A 15,380-nucleotide genomic window follows, 5' to 3' on the forward strand; every position below is an offset into this window, starting at 1 on the left:
CTCAATTGAATTTAAACTTTAAGGTGCCTTTTTAGGCATCTTTTCTTTCTTACTTTGTTTTAAGGAAAAGAAAATGAGCAATTTTGCTATCGTATTTCCAGGTCAAGGTTCTCAAGCTGTGGGTATGCTTGCAGAGCTTGGCGAACAGTATGAAGTAGTAAAAAACACTTTCGCAGAAGCGTCTGAGGCTCTCGGTTACGATCTTTGGGCGCTGGTTCAAAATGGCCCTGCTGAAGATCTTAATCAGACATTCCGTACTCAACCTGCATTGCTAGCGTCTTCAGTTGCTATCTGGCGAGTATGGCAAGAGCTAGGTTTAGAGCAACCAGCAAACCTAGCAGGGCACAGCCTAGGTGAATACTCAGCGCTGGTTTGTGCTGGTGTGATTGATTTTAAACAAGCCATCAAATTAGTTGAGTTACGTGGTCAGCTCATGCAGGAAGCAGTGCCAGCAGGCACTGGTGCTATGTTCGCGATCATCGGTCTAGATGATGAATCTATTGCTAAAGCATGTGAAGAAGCGGCTCAAGGTGAAGTGGTGTCGCCAGTAAACTACAACTCTCCAGGTCAAGTTGTTATAGCGGGTAGTAAGGATGCAGTCGAGCGTGCTGGAGCACTGTGTAAAGAAGCGGGGGCTAAGCGTGCTCTACCGCTACCTGTTTCCGTGCCTTCTCATTGTGCTTTGATGAAGCCTGCAGCCGACAAACTGGCTGTCGCTCTTGAAAACATCGAATTCAATGCTCCTCAGTTGCCAGTGATCAATAACGTTGATGTTGTTGCTGAAACGGATCCTGAGAAAATTAAAAATGCACTTGTGCGCCAACTATACAGCCCAGTCCGCTGGACTGAAAGTGTACAGTTAATGAGCGAGCAAGGTGTTGAAAAACTTCTTGAATTAGGCCCAGGTAAAGTTCTTACCGGCCTGACAAAACGTATCGTAAAGACACTTAGTGGCGCTGCAGTTAACGATGCTGCATCTCTAGAAGCGGCTAAGTAAACTTTTAAGGAATAAATCATGATGAACCTAGAAGGCAAGATCGCACTGGTCACAGGCGCAAGTCGTGGTATTGGCCGTGCTATCGCTGAACTACTTGTTGAACGTGGTGCTAAGGTTATCGGTACTGCGACCTCTGAGAATGGTGCTGCTGCAATCAGTGAATACCTTGGTGAAAATGGGAAAGGTCTGGCGCTAAACGTGACAGATATCGAATCAATTGAAGCAACTCTGAAAAATATTAACGATGAGTTTGGCGCAATCGATATTCTGGTGAACAATGCAGGTATTACGCGTGATAATTTACTGATGCGTATGAAGGATGATGAATGGAATGACATCATCAATACTAACCTGACGCCTATCTACCGCATGTCTAAAGCTGTACTTCGTGGCATGATGAAGAAGCGTGCAGGTCGTATCATCAACGTTGGTTCTGTTGTTGGTACTATGGGTAATGCAGGTCAAACTAACTACGCAGCAGCAAAAGCAGGTGTGATTGGTTTCACTAAATCTATGGCACGTGAAGTGGCTTCTCGTGGTGTAACCGTTAACACCGTTGCACCAGGATTTATCGAAACTGACATGACTAAGGCGCTAAATGACGAGCAACGTGCAGCAACTTTGGCTAACGTCCCAGCTGGTCGTCTTGGTGACCCACGTGAAATTGCATCAGCAGTAGCGTTCTTAGCTTCTCCAGAAGCTGCGTACATTACTGGTGAAACTTTGCATGTTAATGGTGGCATGTACATGGTTTAATGCCTAATCTTGAACCAAATGGGCTATTTGCTGTCACAAAAGTAGCCTATAGTTTGTGATAACTGGCATTGAAATGCGCAACATTTGTGCATGATATAAGTCAAAAATGTATTGAATTTCGGTTAAAATCGCGAAAATTGTGGTTTGACCAGCAAGGACCCCCTTGCAACTTTCAATAGTTCGAATAAACTACGGAATCATCGCATTGAGCGAAATCTGTAAAGGAAAAGAAAAATGAGCAACATCGAAGAACGCGTAAAGAAAATCATTGTTGAACAGCTAGGTGTAGACGAAGCAGAAGTTAAAAATGAAGCTTCTTTCGTTGACGATCTAGGTGCTGATTCTCTAGACACTGTTGAACTAGTAATGGCTCTAGAAGAAGAATTTGACACTGAGATTCCAGACGAAGAAGCTGAGAAGATCACTACTGTTCAAGCTGCTATCGACTACGTGAACAGCGCTCAGTAATATCTCTCCCAGGCGGCCTTCTGGCCGCCTGTGTTCTTTTTATTCCTTCTATCCTCTCATAGAATCATTTCAATCCCGGAGAATAAAATCGTGTCCAAGCGTCGTGTTGTTGTCACTGGCATGGGTATGTTGTCACCGGTCGGCAACACTGTAGAATCATCCTGGAAAGCCTTGCTAGCTGGTCAAAGTGGTATTGTGAATATCGAGCACTTTGATACTGAAAATTTCTCAACTCGTTTTGCAGGCTTAGTAAAAGATTTCGACTGTACAGAGTACATGTCTAAAAAAGATGCTCGTAAGATGGACTTGTTTATCCAATACGGCATCGCTGCTGGTATCCAAGCTTTAGACGACTCTGGTTTACAAATTAATGAAGAAAACGCAGCGCGAGTAGGTGTTGCGATTGGTTCAGGCATCGGTGGTCTTGACCTTATTGAGTCTGGTCATACTGCGCTTGTTGAAAAAGGCCCACGCAAAGTCAGCCCATTCTTCGTCCCTTCAACCATTGTAAATATGGTTGCTGGTAACTTATCCATTATGCGTGGTTTGCGCGGTCCTAATATCGCGATTTCTACTGCGTGTACAACGGGTCTACATAATATCGGTCATGCTGCCCGTATGATTGCATACGGTGATGCTGACGCTATGGTTGCAGGTGGCGCAGAAAAAGCTTCGACTCCTCTGGGCATGGCTGGCTTTGGTGCAGCGAAAGCGCTGTCAACCCGTAATGACGAACCCCAAAAAGCTTCTCGCCCATGGGATAAAGACCGTGACGGTTTTGTATTGGGTGATGGCGCAGGTATCATTGTTCTGGAAGAGTACGAACATGCCAAAGCACGCGGTGCTAAGATCTACGCAGAGCTGGTTGGCTTTGGTATGTCTGGTGATGCTTACCACATGACCTCGCCGAGTGAAGATGGCTCTGGTGGTGCGCTGGCAATGGAAGCGGCAATGCGCGACGCTGGCATCACTGGTACACAAGTCGGCTATGTAAATGCTCACGGTACGTCTACTCCGGCTGGGGATGTTGCTGAAGTGAAAGGCATCCGTCGTGCACTGGGCGAAGAAGGTACTCAGCAAGTGAAAGTTTCTTCTACCAAGTCAATGACGGGTCACCTACTTGGCGCTGCTGGTTCTGTTGAAGCCATTGTGACGATTATGTCTTTGGTTGATCAAATGGTTCCACCAACCATTAACTTAGACAACCGTGAAGAAGGCCTTGAAGACATTGATTTAGTCCCTCATACGGCAAAACCAATCGACTCAGAGTACGCTATCTGTAACTCATTTGGCTTTGGTGGTACAAATGGCTCGTTGGTTTTCAAAAAGATCTAAAGAGTCATTCTCTAATTTGTGATAAAACGGCTTAATGCTTTGGCATTAAGCCGTTTTCTTTTATTTGGGCACTGATATGTATTGGGTTAATGGACAAGCCGCTGAAATGATTGCGCTCGCAGATCGCTCGTTTCAATACGGAGATGGCTGTTTTACGACCATGTTGGTTGTTGATGGTGATATAGAACATTGGGGTAAGCACAAAGATCGAATGCAGTCTTGTTTGGAGGTGCTCGATATTCAACCTCCTGACTGGCAGGATGTAGAAACTTGGCTCAGGAGCGCGCGGATCAACGCGCCTAAATCGGGTTTAAAGCTACACATCAGTCGCGGTGTAGGGGGGCGTGGATATAGCCCTACTCAAGTGACCTTACCAAATGTTACTATTAGCGCCTTTCACTATCCTGTCCATTATGAAAAATGGTTAACGGATGGGATTTGTCTAGGCGTGTGTCAAAAAAGGTTAGGCTTGAACCCTTTGTTAGCTGGTCATAAACATAATAATCGTCTTGAGCAGATATTGTTGAAAGCTGAAATGGATCATGCAGGTTGGGCGGATGGCATTGCTTTAGATGTGAACGATCGAGTCATTGAAACGACGATGGCCAATGTGTTCTGGGTTAAGCAAGGTATTATACATACCCCAGATTTGACGAATGCAGGTGTTTCAGGTGTTATGCGCCGAGTGGTCATTGAGACTTTGCTCCGTGACGGTGTTCAAGCTCAAAGCGGAGACTATACGCTTGAGCAGCTCTATAGTGCGGATGAAGTGTTTGTTTGTAACTCGATTCTTGGTGTTGCTCCTGTTAAAAGTGTTGGCACACAAACCTATTCAATAGGAACGATAACGAAAAAAATTCAGGAGATGGTTAACCCGTGATTAAAAAGATCACCTTTTTTCTGGTTCTCGCTATGTTGATCGCTGGCGCTGGATATCTATATGTGAAGCAACAAGTGGATGAGTACGTGGCTCAGCTCCTTAAGCTCGAACAAGAACAAATTTATACCTTAGAGTCCGGTGTGAGTTTCAATCGCCTTCTTTCCGAGTTGACAGAGCAAGGCCTAATCGAGTCTAGTGATATGGCTCGATTCGTTCGTCGCTTTCATCCCGAACTAACCCAAGTAAAAGCAGGTACCTATCTGCTTAAACCAGAGCTCAACCTCACTCAAGCGCTAGAATTATTCAAGACAGGTAAAGAGCATCAGTTTGCTATTACATTTGTTGAAGGCTCAACCTTTGCAGAGTGGCGTGAAGCAATGGAGAGTGCGCCATACCTTGAACATAAAACGTCAGAATTAAGTGAAGCAGAAATTGCTCAACAGATTGGTCTTACTCAATCCAAATTGGAGGGGTTACTTCTGGCTGAGACTTATCACTATACGTTTGGAACTTCAGACCTCGATATTCTCAAACGTGCGGCTGACAAGCTTGAACAGGTTCTCGAAAAACATTGGCAGCAACGTCAGGACAACTTGCCGTTAAAGACACCTTACGATGCTTTAATTCTTGCCTCTATTATCGAAAAAGAAACGGCGGTAGGTGCTGAGCGCGAACGTGTTGCGAGTGTTTTTGTTAATCGCCTCAATAAGCGAATGCGTTTACAAACGGATCCCACTGTTATCTATGGCATGGGTGACAAGTATGATGGAAATATACGTAAGAAAGACTTGCGAACACCGACACCATATAACACTTATGTGATATTTGGCTTACCACCTACGCCAATTGCTATGCCTGGCGAAGCCTCTATCGCGGCAGCCACTAATCCTGAAAATAGCAACTATCTCTATTTTGTGGCCAGCGGTACAGGTGGCCACGTATTTTCCAAAACACTGAGCGAGCATAATCGAGCCGTTCGTGCGTATTTAAGACAATTAAGAAGCAACAAATGACACAAGCGAAATTCATCGTAATTGAAGGGTTAGAAGGCGCGGGGAAAAGCACGGCTATCAATGCAGTGCTTGATACGCTAAAACAAACGGGTATAGAAAGAATCCGAAACACCCGAGAACCTGGTGGCACGGTATTAGCGGAAAAACTCAGAACCTTGGTGAAGCAAGAGCACGAAGGTGAGGAGCTGCAAGATATGACTGAATTACTTCTTATGTATGCAGCTCGTGTTCAGTTGGTCGAAAATGTGATTAAACCAGCTCTCGCTGACGGTACATGGGTGGTGGGAGATCGTCATGATATGTCTTCTCAGGCCTACCAAGGCGGTGGTCGTCAAATCTCCAAGCAAACAATGAGTGTGCTTAAACAGACCACACTGGGTGATTTCAAACCCGATCTAACGATATATCTTGACCTCAACCCACGTGTCGGCCTTGAACGAGCTCGTGGGCGTGGGGAGTTAGACCGAATCGAGAAAATGGATATGAGCTTTTTCGATCGTACACGAGAGCGTTATCTTGAGTTGGCAGACAACGACCCGAGCGTCGTTGTCGTTAACGCTGAGCAAAGTATTGATAAAGTTGCGCTAGACATCAAAACCGTCTTAACCAACTGGTTGGAACAATAGCTATGCAAGCACTGTATCCTTGGCTGACTGATATCTGGCAGGAGTGGCAATTAAGCCTTGAGGCTGAGCGATTCTCTAATGCCACCTTATTGGCTATAGAGGAAGGTCTTGGTGCTGAGCAGCTGGTCGAAAAATTCAGCAATGCTGTGATGTGTAGTAATTACGTCAATGAAGCTTGCGGCTTCTGTCATAGTTGTCAGTTGATGCAAGCGAACAACCATCCAGATTTTCATATCGTTAAGCCTGAAAAAGAAGGCAAGGCGATTACAGTGGAACAGATTCGCCAATGTAATCGCTTGGCACAGGAGTCTTCTCAGTTGTCGGGGGTTAGGCTGTTCATTATTGAACCAGCGGAAGCGATGAACGAGTCTGCGGCTAACGCATTACTGAAAACACTAGAAGAACCATCCGAAAGCTGTATGTTTCTTTTGTTGAGCCACAAAGTGCACCAACTGTTACCAACCATAACCAGCCGCTGTCAGCAATGGCAGGTGGTGAATCCAGAGCCTGAGGTAGTCACTCAATGGTTAAGCACACAAGTGTCTGTCACTATCGCACCTTATGTCGCGCACCTTAATGGTAACGCGCCGCTTAAAACACAAGCATTCATTGAACAAGATTACGAAGAGAAGTATTTGTCATTTGAAGCTGAACTCCTAAAGGTTGCTCAAAATATGGGAGATAATGTCAAGTTAGCAAAAGAACTGGCTAGTTCACCAGTAGAGTACCTACAATGGTTGTGGTACCTGATGACAGATGCTCAAAAAGTCCATTTTGGCTTGAATCAGCCTTACTTCACGCCAAGGGCAAAGTTATTAGCAGGCTGTATCAGCTATCAGATATTGTACCGCCAAACTGACACATTGAGTCGGTTACTTGATCAGCTTAGAGAGCACGTTGGCCTAAATAGTGAGCTGTTAATCTTAGATTGGTTATTTAGATTTAATGAGGAATCATGTTCGTAGACTCGCACTGTCATTTAGACAAATTGGATTATCAGGATCTGCATTCTGGTATTGAGGATGTCGTGGAGAAAGCCAAGGCCGCTAATGTATCAGAGCTACTTTCGGTTGGGGTGACGTTAGACTCTTTCCCTGCCATGCTGGAAATGATCGAGCCTTTTGACAACGTTTACGCTTCTTGTGGTGTTCACCCTTTGGATGTAGAGAGTGAGTTTGCGTTGGATCGGTTGCATGAATATGCCTCGAACCCAAGAGTGGTAGCGATAGGAGAAACCGGGCTGGATTATCACTACCAGCCTGAAACCGCTGAGTTACAAAGGCTGAGATTTCAACAGCAAGTTGAGCTAGGTGTTAAGCTGAATAAGCCTTTGATTATACATACGCGTAATGCTAGACAAGATACGTTGGATATTCTTCGTCGTGGTCAAGCAGAAAAGTGTGGTGGTGTGATTCATTGTTTTACCGAAGATCTTGCGTTTGCCGAAGCTGCGATGGAGCTGGGCTTTTATATTTCTATCTCAGGGATTGTGACGTTTAAGCAAGCCATTGAGTTGAAAGAAGTGGTGAAAGTTTTACCGCTTGAAAGGCTATTAATTGAAACCGATTCACCTTATCTTGCCCCTGTACCGCATCGAGGAAAGCAAAACCAGCCAGCCTATGTGGTTGAAGTCGCTTCCTATATTGCCCAATTGAAAAATACTTCGTTGAGCGAAGTCGGAAGTAAAACTAGTGAAAACTTCAGAAATCTTTTTTTGAGATAGAAAAAGAGTTCTGGTTAAAAAGGGAGCGCCTGCTCCCTTTTTTTGTGTCTAATATCACGTTAGTTCATAAAAAGTCGCTTGTTTACTAAATCTGTTGAAGGTGAGAGGCGGTAAATATCAAATTGTAATTTTGTTACATGAAATAACAATCGGGCTTATTTTATTTACTCATCAAAATTAATTGCGCTTTATGATAAGTTTATAAATATCAATAAGATATATGGTAAAAGTGAGCTAATTTAGTCTCTTATGGATTGTGATCCATCTATTAGTTTGAAACTAATTTCCATCACTAACTAGAAAGTTTGTTCACCATCAATATATATTTAGAGCCGGAAAATATACTGTTTTACGTGGTTACATTTTCTCTGGGTGCTAACATTTAAGGCTACGGGGGTGTGCCGTTAGAACCCAATAATTCTTATAACTTTTCAGGAGCATAAACATGTTTAAGAATCTTTTTGCCAACCTGCAAAAAGTGGGTAAAGCGCTGATGCTACCAGTATCGGTTTTACCTGTTGCAGGTATTCTACTCGGGGTTGGTGCTGCCGATCTGAGCTTTATTCCGGAAATTGTTTCCAACTTGATGGAACAGGCTGGTGGCTCTGTATTTGGCCAGATGGCATTGCTATTTGCGGTGGGTGTAGCGCTTGGTTTCACTAACAACGATGGTGTAGCAGGTCTGGCTGCAATCGTTGGCTACGGTATCATGACAGCAACGCTGGGTGTGATGGCTGGTGTCATGGGTGTTGAGAAAATCGACACAGGTGTGTTAGGTGGTATTCTTGTTGGTGGTGTGGCTGCATGGGCATTTAACCGCTTCTTCAAGATTCAACTGCCAGAATACCTAGGCTTCTTCGCTGGTAAGCGTGCTGTGCCTATCATTACTGGTTTCGCTGCTATCGCACTGGGTATTGTACTGTCAGTGGTATGGCCTCCAATTGGTGGCGCTATCGCTTCTTTCTCTGACTGGGCTGCACATCAGAACCCACAAGTTGCATTCGGCATCTACGGCATCGTTGAGCGTTCTCTAATCCCATTCGGTCTACACCATGTTTGGAACGTACCATTCTTCTTCGAAGCGGGTACTTGTGTGAATGCTGCTGGCGAAACACAAAACGGCGTTCTAACTTGTTACCTAGTTGCAGACGAAGCATCTCGTGCTGCGGGTAATGGCTTCGGTCAGTTAGCAGGTGGTTACATGTTCAAGATGTTCGGTCTACCAGCAGCAGCTATTGCAATCGCTCACTCTGCTAAGCCAGAGAACCGCGCGAAAGTAATGGGTATCATGGCGTCTGCTGCCCTGACTTCATTCCTAACAGGTATCACAGAGCCAATCGAATTCTCATTCCTATTTGTTGCTCCTGTACTGTACGGTATCCATGCTCTACTAGCGGGTTCTGCATACGTTGTTGCAAACACTCTAGGTTTTGTACATGGTACTTCGTTCTCACACGGTCTGATCGATTTCATTGTACTATCTGGTAACGCACAGAAAATTGGTCTGATGGTAGGTGTTGGTTTGGTTTATGCGGTTATCTACTACGCAGTATTCCGCGCTGTTATCAAAGCGATGGATCTTAAGACTCCAGGTCGTGAAGATGAATCTGAAGAAGCAGTCGCGACATCTGGTTCAGACATGGCTGGTGAGCTAGTTGCAGCATTCGGTGGTAAAGCAAACATCACGGGTCTAGACGCATGTATCACTCGTTTACGTGTAGCAGTATCGGATACAGAAGCTGTTGACCAAGACAAACTAAAACAACTAGGCGCTGCAGGCGTAGTAGTGGTGGCAGGTGGTGTTCAGGCTATCTTTGGTACTAAGTCTGACAACCTAAAAACTGAGATGGATGAATGGATCCGTAACCACGGTTAATTCCTACTCTTCATTAGTGTGAAAAAGGAGGCTTCGGCCTCCTTTTTTGATCCGAGCTAGCTCCATACCTGCCTTGCCTTTAACCCTACTTTTACCTCTATTTGACACTGTGAACTCATAAATTGGGATGATTGTATGTTGTTTTATTTTGTGGGAGTAAATAGTGATGAAGACAAGTGCACTAGTTAAAACTATGGTGGCCCTATCAGCGTTAATCGGTAGTACTGCTACGATTGCGGAGGGCTCTGAATCTACGAGTATTTCCGCGGGCTTGGCGGTTGATCAAGACTTAAGTGCAGTACTTGAACTGGATAATCAGTATCGCTTTACTGTTGGTAATGATGGCGCTGCGTTTGATTACATTATTAAGCGTGGTGAATTTAGCGAGAGTACACCTTTCACTTGGTATATTGGAGCGGGGGTATGGAGCGAATGGGACCATAACGAATTTGGTGCCCGTGTGCCGCTTGGTTTGAACTGGAATTTCAGTCAAGGTTGGAACATGTATGGTCAAGTTCACCCTGAGCTAGATTTGTATAGTGGCCCGGAACTTCAGATTGGCGGAGCCCTCGGCGTTAAGTACACATTTTAGCTCTGAACAATACACAAATGCCGACATTCAATGTCGGCATTTGAGATAAAGATAAGCAGTAAGGTTAGTCCTGCTTATTCATTGCTCTTTTGATACAGATAGCAGCACCACCCCATGTGATACCTAAACCTACTACCATCATAATAATTGCACCTGTTGTCATAATTAGGCCTCCTTGCGGCTAGCTGCATTAATGAGTACACCGATAACGAATAGAGCTGCTATCATTGCCCAACCTAGTGTTAGGTCATAGCCACCGTAGCCTTCGGTGAATAGGGTTTGTAATTTGGTTGCAAGAATGACAGCGAGCATGACTGGCGTGATGAATCGTAAGCACACAACAAACCAAGCACCGACAGAAAAGTCTGAGATTTCATTAACGTATTCACGTACGTCTCCAACTTTGTTCAGTAACCAAGCCATAAGAATAATCTCGACAAAACCACCCACCATGATGCCGACATTGTTCGCGAAGTGATCGACCAAATCTAGCAGTAGTAGACCGCCATTGGTTGCAAATGCCATTGAGACAATCACGCCCGTGCCAATAACAACAGTTGCCGCTTTTTTGCGACTCCATTTTAGTTTGTCGATAACGGCTGACGTAACGGCCTCCATAATGGAGATATGTGAGCTCAATCCGGCCACGACAAGAGCGAAGAAGAACAGAGGACCGAGGATATATGGTGCTGGGAGCAAGTTAATTGCTGCTGGTAGAGTCACAAACGCTAACCCAACACCAGCAGAAACCACTTCAGTCAGTGGTTTGCCCTGTTCTTGTGCCATGTAGCCCAATACAGAGAAAATCATGATACCAGCCAGAATTGAGAAGCCACAGTTGATCAATACGGTCATAAACGCATTGTTGGTTATATCCGACTTCTCAGGTAGGTAACTAGAGTAAGCCAGCATGATGGCAAAACCAATACTGAGTGTGAAGAAGATTTGGCCGTACGCTGCTGCCCATACTTTAACATCCCAAATTTTGCTGAAGTCAGGCTCGAACATATAGTTGACGCCATCCAAAGCACCAGGCAGAAATATCATGCGACCGATAAGAAGTACGACCATGATGAAGAGAATAGGCATCATGATTTTAGAGGCCCGCTCAATACCAGCCTTAACGCCACCAACAACAGCAGCGTAGGTGATCCCCCAAGCAATCAGCATCGCGATGGCAATCTTCCATTGGATACTGCCAAGGTCTGTTGGCGAGTTATCGCCTAAAGCTAGGTAATCACTAAAGAAGAATGCATTGGTGTCGGTTCCCCAGCTCTGGTTAAACGACATACCAAAATAGGAGATCGCCCAGCCAATCACAGCCACGTAGTAAACGGCAATGACAGCAGCAACGCCGACTTGGAACCAACCAAGCCATTCAAATTTGGAGTGAATTTTAGCTAAAGTTCTTGGCGCGCTGCCTCTATATTTTTGACCCATACTGAACTCTAGGATCATAAAAGGTATGCCTGCAGTGATCATTGCAAAAAGGTAAGGGATAAAGAAAGCGCCACCGCCGTTTTCATAGGCCATGTATGGGAAACGCCAAATGTTTCCTAAGCCGATAGCCGATCCCACTGCCGCCAGAATAAACCCGGCGCGGGATCCCCATTGTTCTCGCTTCATAAAGGACTCCTGTCAATCCGATTTCCGAGAGTGAAGCTACCTCAAACCCCTTCAGGCTGAACGGGAGCCTGAGCAAACTTATAATCAGTAAAGCAGATATAACGATTAATATGGATGCTTAACTGTCTTTATCTAAATAAGTTTGTGGTTGTTTATTTGGGTTTCTTTAAGGTTTCTCAGATATAAATGCTTAATTTTTCAATGTGTGTTTGCTCTAACTGAAATAATCAGCTGTGCATATTGAAAAGACTAACTACAAGCATAGGTTAAAGCAATAGATTGTAATTGTGAGTTCAATGTTGGGGTTTGGTGAGAAAAATGTATTTGTGATGACTTATTAGTGAGTTAAATGGTTGTTACATACTTTTCTAGAAGAAACTTGAGATTTTTTTGTGTGAAATGAAACATAACTCTTTTAAAATTAAGAGAGCGTATGACTGAAAAATATACGCTCAGTTAATGTATTTTACTAAATTATTTGCAATGAAAAGGCATTGCCTCTAAAAGCGTAGGGTTAATCCGACATTTGCCGAGAATTGGTTCATCCAATCTGTTTTGAATTTAATGAGGCAACTTCCTTCCTGTGAAGCGGGCAGATTGCATACGCCACTGGTGTCGTTATCGACAACTGTGCCAAGCCAACGCAGCTGAGTATTCAGTGCAAAGTGCTCAGTGAGACGATATTCAAAACCACCGAAGATACTGGCAGAAAAGCCCAATTCATCGCCCACCCAATCTGCATCTATGTATGAACCGCCCAGCCCAACACCAAGATAACTGTATAGTGACTCTTCAACGGGATAATAAATGCTACTTTGAAAATGTAGATAGTGCATGGTTGAGCTGAGGCTGACGGTTTCTACGTCGGTTTTTTGATTGGCGTAAAACAAACCGATTCTGCCTTTGTCTAGATCCATTTCAGCGCTTATTGCAAAGCTTGCGGAACCTTTCAGATCGTACTCTTGTTGATCTTGATTCTCTACACTGCCACCTGAGGTGTAACCAGCCCAAGGTGTTAGATATACATCTGCAAAAGTTGTCGGAGTAAAACTAAGCAAAATGCAACCGAGCAGAGGGATATTTTTGTTGTTCATAAGCACTGTCCTATCAGAGCGATATCTTCTAATTGTGATAGTAACGTCATAATTACGCACACAAAAAAGGGAATTATTGAAGATATCTCACAACGATGTTATTACTTTGTTACACAATAATGGAGGTGTCTATGGAACACGATCTGAAATATGCGTTAGTCATCACTGTAACAGTTTTTGCTGTTCTGATAGGTTTTGGCCTAATCGCAATCACTTCAGCCTAGGTTGAGCTTATGGACAATAGCGGTGTGGTTACCAGCGCTGCTATCCAGTTGGATACTCAACGCTTTGCAAAGTACACAGGTGGTAAAAATGCGCTGGTTGCTCAAGGGGGTGGTCAGCGTGGTATTTTTACCTCGGGAGTGCTTGATGCCTTTCAGTTATCGAATTTCGATCCCTTTGATACTTTTTATGGAACATCCGCAGGTGCATTAAACCTTTGCGCCTACCTATGTCGTCAAAGAGGTTTGGGACGCTCATTCATTCTTGAACTCACCACTGAACCAGAGTTTTTCAATCTATTTCGTTACATCCGACGTAAACAATATCTAGGCCTTGACTGGGCTTTGGATAAAATCAGTGAATTTCCTTATAAGCTAGATATTGATATGGGTCGGCGGGTGTTGGCTGATCGTAAAGCATATGCGGCAGTGACAGATACCCGACGTCTATTGGACCATTATCTGCCCATGCTGGAAGATGATTGGAGAAAAGTGCTGATCGCTACCTGTGCAATTCCAAGGCTCTATCATGAAGCGGTTGAGTTTGAACATGGGGTTTATGTGGACGGCGGAGTCTCGGCGTCTATACCAGTTCAGGAAGCATGGCGTAAAGAGGCAAGGTGTATCGTTGTCATTCGCACGGAAGGTGAGGATCTAGAGGAGCCTGGGCCGTTACCTTTGCCTGAAGGTGAACGCATTAATTGGAATCGAGGCTCATTTCAATTAATACAGGAACAATGGCAAGAGAGGTTTGCCCAATGGAAAATTGACTGGCGAACATTCTTTTATGAACAACTGCAACGTGCAAAAGAAGAAAAAATAAGTCAACAGTATATAGAGCCATTGAATGGAGGACGTTGGCTATTTGGAGCGGACAGCATATATAGATTGGGCTACTTACTTGGGGACAGATTTGACTCGAGTTTGGCTGACATGCTCATGGTGCACTATCAAACTTACGCATTAACTCAAAACTTTCTGCATAATCCTCCTGATGACTGCTTTATTGTGCAAATTAAGCCCGACAAGCCTTTGCTATCTAACTCTTTAATGAGCAGTCGTGATGCGTTGTTGCATGATTATCAGGTCGGGCTCGATTCCGGCTTTCGCTTTGTAGAAATGTTCTCTTCTGTCTCTGCGCGACGTGTCCCAGAAGGGCAGTAATGAAGCCATCATATACAGATTCCAGTATATCTTCTTCAATTCTGGTAATGTTCTGAACGTTTAGTGAAGGATTACACCGCCCAACGAAAATCGAATCGTCAATAAGTCATGATGAGTGAATAAGGAGAATGGAATGGCAACATCACATAAAGTTTTGGTTGTTGGCGCCACAGGCTATTTGGGCATACATATTGTGAAACAGCTTTTAGAACAGAAACGCGACTTTATTGCCCTTGCTCGTAATAAGAAAAAGCTGATTGAAATAGGGCTCAGCGAATCACAAATCATCGAAGCGCAAGTCACTAAGCCAGAGCAACTTGAGGGCATATGTCGAGGTGTTGATGCGGTTATTTCTTGCTTAGGTGTTACTCGCCAGAAGGATGATGTCAGTTATATGGATGTCGATTACCAAGCGAATCTAAATATCTTACTTGAAGCGGAAAGATCCGGCGTTAGACGGTTTATCTATGTTTCAGCCTTTAAGGCACAAGAGTACCCACAAGTTCGATTGCTTCGAGCCAAAGAGAGATTTGCGCGTCGATTACTGAATTCAGAACATTTATCTCCGTGTGTCATCAGGCCAAATGGATTTTTTGTAGACCTTGAGGAGTTCTATCGTATGGCGGCCAAAGGGCGAATCTATCAATTTGGTCAGGGGGCAATGCGAATGAATCCCATTGATGGGGAAGATTTGGCTAGTTTTTGTTTAAGTCAGCTAGACTCAGATCAAAATGAGTATGATATCGGAGGCCCAGAGGTATTATCGATTAATGAGCTCGCACGTTTGGCTTTTCAAGTACAGAGCAAGCCTGTTTCGATCGTTTCTGTCCCTGATATTGTTCGTCGAGCTTTGTTATGGTTCTTTCCTCATTTGCCAGAGAATTGGGTCGGCCCCCCCGAGTTCTTCTTGACTGTATTAGGTAGTGACGCGATTGCACCATGTTATGGGAATAAAACCATTCGTGATCATTTTGTGGCTTGCCACAATGAAATGCGCCAGACGGAATAA

At 44.3% G+C, this 15,380-nt stretch carries 17 protein-coding genes; 14 read left to right on the forward strand and 3 right to left on the reverse strand.

Annotated features, from left to right (window positions below; all coding sequences use genetic code 11):
* The first annotated feature begins 73 nt into the window (after nucleotides 1–73).
* The 11 genes from fabD to L1D23_RS15445 all read left to right on the forward strand — a co-directional run bounded on the left by fabD (nucleotide 74) and on the right by L1D23_RS15445 (nucleotide 10,266).
* Nucleotides 74–997, forward strand: a complete 924-nt coding sequence (gene fabD, locus L1D23_RS15395) for an ACP S-malonyltransferase (RefSeq protein ID WP_239867835.1) — start codon at nucleotides 74–76, stop codon at nucleotides 995–997.
* 21 nt (nucleotides 998–1,018) lie between these two features.
* Nucleotides 1,019–1,753 (forward strand): 3-oxoacyl-ACP reductase FabG, encoded by a 735-nt coding sequence (gene fabG, locus L1D23_RS15400; protein ID WP_239836912.1) that lies wholly within the window; start codon nucleotides 1,019–1,021, stop codon nucleotides 1,751–1,753.
* Between the two features lie 234 nt (nucleotides 1,754–1,987).
* Nucleotides 1,988–2,221: an acyl carrier protein gene (gene acpP, locus L1D23_RS15405; protein ID WP_004406112.1), complete on the forward strand. Its 234-nt coding sequence runs from the start codon at nucleotides 1,988–1,990 to the stop codon at nucleotides 2,219–2,221.
* Between the two features lie 90 nt (nucleotides 2,222–2,311).
* Nucleotides 2,312–3,556 carry a beta-ketoacyl-ACP synthase II gene (gene fabF / locus L1D23_RS15410; RefSeq protein ID WP_239867839.1) on the forward strand — a complete coding sequence of 415 codons (1,245 nt, stop codon included), beginning with the start codon at nucleotides 2,312–2,314 and terminating at the stop codon, nucleotides 3,554–3,556.
* Between the two features lie 76 nt (nucleotides 3,557–3,632).
* Nucleotides 3,633–4,436 carry an aminodeoxychorismate lyase gene (gene pabC / locus L1D23_RS15415; protein ID WP_239867843.1) on the forward strand — a complete coding sequence of 268 codons (804 nt, stop codon included), beginning with the start codon at nucleotides 3,633–3,635 and terminating at the stop codon, nucleotides 4,434–4,436.
* Nucleotides 4,433–5,449: an endolytic transglycosylase MltG gene (gene mltG, locus L1D23_RS15420; RefSeq protein WP_239867846.1), complete on the forward strand. Its 1,017-nt coding sequence runs from the start codon at nucleotides 4,433–4,435 to the stop codon at nucleotides 5,447–5,449. The genes pabC and mltG overlap by 4 nt, the downstream gene beginning before the upstream one ends.
* Nucleotides 5,446–6,075 (forward strand): dTMP kinase, encoded by a 630-nt coding sequence (tmk, locus tag L1D23_RS15425; RefSeq protein WP_239867848.1) that lies wholly within the window; start codon nucleotides 5,446–5,448, stop codon nucleotides 6,073–6,075. The genes mltG and tmk overlap by 4 nt, the downstream gene beginning before the upstream one ends.
* 2 nt (nucleotides 6,076–6,077) lie before the next feature.
* Entirely contained in the window at nucleotides 6,078–7,040 is a 963-nt protein-coding gene (gene holB / locus L1D23_RS15430) for a DNA polymerase III subunit delta' (RefSeq protein WP_239867851.1), read from the forward strand.
* Entirely contained in the window at nucleotides 7,031–7,798 is a 768-nt protein-coding gene (locus L1D23_RS15435; protein ID WP_239867854.1) for a YchF/TatD family DNA exonuclease, read from the forward strand. Before holB ends, L1D23_RS15435 begins: the two co-directional genes overlap by 10 nt.
* Nucleotides 7,799–8,243: 445 nt before the next feature.
* The gene (ptsG, locus tag L1D23_RS15440; RefSeq protein WP_239867857.1) at nucleotides 8,244–9,674 is read left to right on the forward strand and encodes a PTS glucose transporter subunit IIBC; all 1,431 of its coding nucleotides are present in this window, start codon (nucleotides 8,244–8,246) and stop codon (nucleotides 9,672–9,674) included.
* Between the two features lie 166 nt (nucleotides 9,675–9,840).
* Nucleotides 9,841–10,266: a hypothetical protein gene (locus L1D23_RS15445; protein ID WP_239868547.1), complete on the forward strand. Its 426-nt coding sequence runs from the start codon at nucleotides 9,841–9,843 to the stop codon at nucleotides 10,264–10,266.
* Nucleotides 10,267–10,330: 64 nt separating this feature from the next.
* On the opposite strand, the gene L1D23_RS15450 is transcribed toward L1D23_RS15445, so the two are convergent.
* From L1D23_RS15450 to L1D23_RS15460, 3 genes are all read right to left on the reverse strand, one after another.
* Complete coding sequence (locus tag L1D23_RS15450) at nucleotides 10,331–10,429, reverse strand: MetS family NSS transporter small subunit (protein WP_239836781.1); 99 nt, start codon at nucleotides 10,427–10,429, stop codon at nucleotides 10,331–10,333.
* A gap of 2 nt (nucleotides 10,430–10,431) precedes the next feature.
* Complete coding sequence (locus tag L1D23_RS15455) at nucleotides 10,432–11,892, reverse strand: sodium-dependent transporter (protein ID WP_239867860.1); 1,461 nt, start codon at nucleotides 11,890–11,892, stop codon at nucleotides 10,432–10,434.
* Nucleotides 11,893–12,392: 500 nt separating this feature from the next.
* The gene (locus tag L1D23_RS15460; protein ID WP_239836779.1) at nucleotides 12,393–12,986 is read right to left on the reverse strand and encodes a porin family protein; all 594 of its coding nucleotides are present in this window, start codon (nucleotides 12,984–12,986) and stop codon (nucleotides 12,393–12,395) included.
* Between the two features lie 131 nt (nucleotides 12,987–13,117).
* Between L1D23_RS15460 and L1D23_RS15465 the strand changes: the two genes are divergently transcribed.
* From L1D23_RS15465 to L1D23_RS15475, 3 genes are all read left to right on the forward strand, one after another.
* Nucleotides 13,118–13,210, forward strand: coding sequence for a YnhF family membrane protein (locus L1D23_RS15465; RefSeq protein ID WP_239836778.1), 93 nt, complete (start codon nucleotides 13,118–13,120; stop codon nucleotides 13,208–13,210).
* Between the two features lie 9 nt (nucleotides 13,211–13,219).
* Nucleotides 13,220–14,371 (forward strand): patatin-like phospholipase family protein, encoded by a 1,152-nt coding sequence (locus L1D23_RS15470; RefSeq protein ID WP_239867863.1) that lies wholly within the window; start codon nucleotides 13,220–13,222, stop codon nucleotides 14,369–14,371.
* Between the two features lie 133 nt (nucleotides 14,372–14,504).
* Entirely contained in the window at nucleotides 14,505–15,380 is an 876-nt protein-coding gene (locus L1D23_RS15475) for an SDR family oxidoreductase (RefSeq protein ID WP_239867866.1), read from the forward strand.

Source organism: Vibrio sp. Isolate24, from assembly GCF_022398215.1.
Taxonomy (GTDB): domain Bacteria; phylum Pseudomonadota; class Gammaproteobacteria; order Enterobacterales; family Vibrionaceae; genus Vibrio; species Vibrio coralliilyticus_A.

Excerpts from the sequence above, each read along its gene's own strand:
- fabD (WP_239867835.1), top strand. The coding sequence starts at position 74 with ATGAGCAATTTTGCTATCGTATTTCCAGGTCAAGGTTCTCAAGCTGTG.
- fabG (WP_239836912.1), top strand. The coding sequence starts at position 1,019 with ATGAACCTAGAAGGCAAGATCGCACTGGTCACAGGCGCAAGTCGTGGT.
- acpP (WP_004406112.1), top strand. The coding sequence starts at position 1,988 with ATGAGCAACATCGAAGAACGCGTAAAGAAAATCATTGTTGAACAGCTA.
- pabC (WP_239867843.1), top strand. The coding sequence starts at position 3,633 with ATGTATTGGGTTAATGGACAAGCCGCTGAAATGATTGCGCTCGCAGAT.
- tmk (WP_239867848.1), top strand. The coding sequence starts at position 5,446 with ATGACACAAGCGAAATTCATCGTAATTGAAGGGTTAGAAGGCGCGGGG.
- holB (WP_239867851.1), top strand. The coding sequence starts at position 6,078 with ATGCAAGCACTGTATCCTTGGCTGACTGATATCTGGCAGGAGTGGCAA.
- L1D23_RS15435 (WP_239867854.1), top strand. The coding sequence starts at position 7,031 with ATGTTCGTAGACTCGCACTGTCATTTAGACAAATTGGATTATCAGGAT.
- ptsG (WP_239867857.1), top strand. The coding sequence starts at position 8,244 with ATGTTTAAGAATCTTTTTGCCAACCTGCAAAAAGTGGGTAAAGCGCTG.
- L1D23_RS15445 (WP_239868547.1), top strand. The coding sequence starts at position 9,841 with ATGAAGACAAGTGCACTAGTTAAAACTATGGTGGCCCTATCAGCGTTA.
- L1D23_RS15450 (WP_239836781.1), bottom strand. The coding sequence starts at position 10,429 with ATGACAACAGGTGCAATTATTATGATGGTAGTAGGTTTAGGTATCACA.
- L1D23_RS15455 (WP_239867860.1), bottom strand. The coding sequence starts at position 11,892 with ATGAAGCGAGAACAATGGGGATCCCGCGCCGGGTTTATTCTGGCGGCA.
- L1D23_RS15460 (WP_239836779.1), bottom strand. The coding sequence starts at position 12,986 with ATGAACAACAAAAATATCCCTCTGCTCGGTTGCATTTTGCTTAGTTTT.
- L1D23_RS15465 (WP_239836778.1), top strand. The coding sequence starts at position 13,118 with ATGGAACACGATCTGAAATATGCGTTAGTCATCACTGTAACAGTTTTT.
- L1D23_RS15470 (WP_239867863.1), top strand. The coding sequence starts at position 13,220 with ATGGACAATAGCGGTGTGGTTACCAGCGCTGCTATCCAGTTGGATACT.
- L1D23_RS15475 (WP_239867866.1), top strand. The coding sequence starts at position 14,505 with ATGGCAACATCACATAAAGTTTTGGTTGTTGGCGCCACAGGCTATTTG.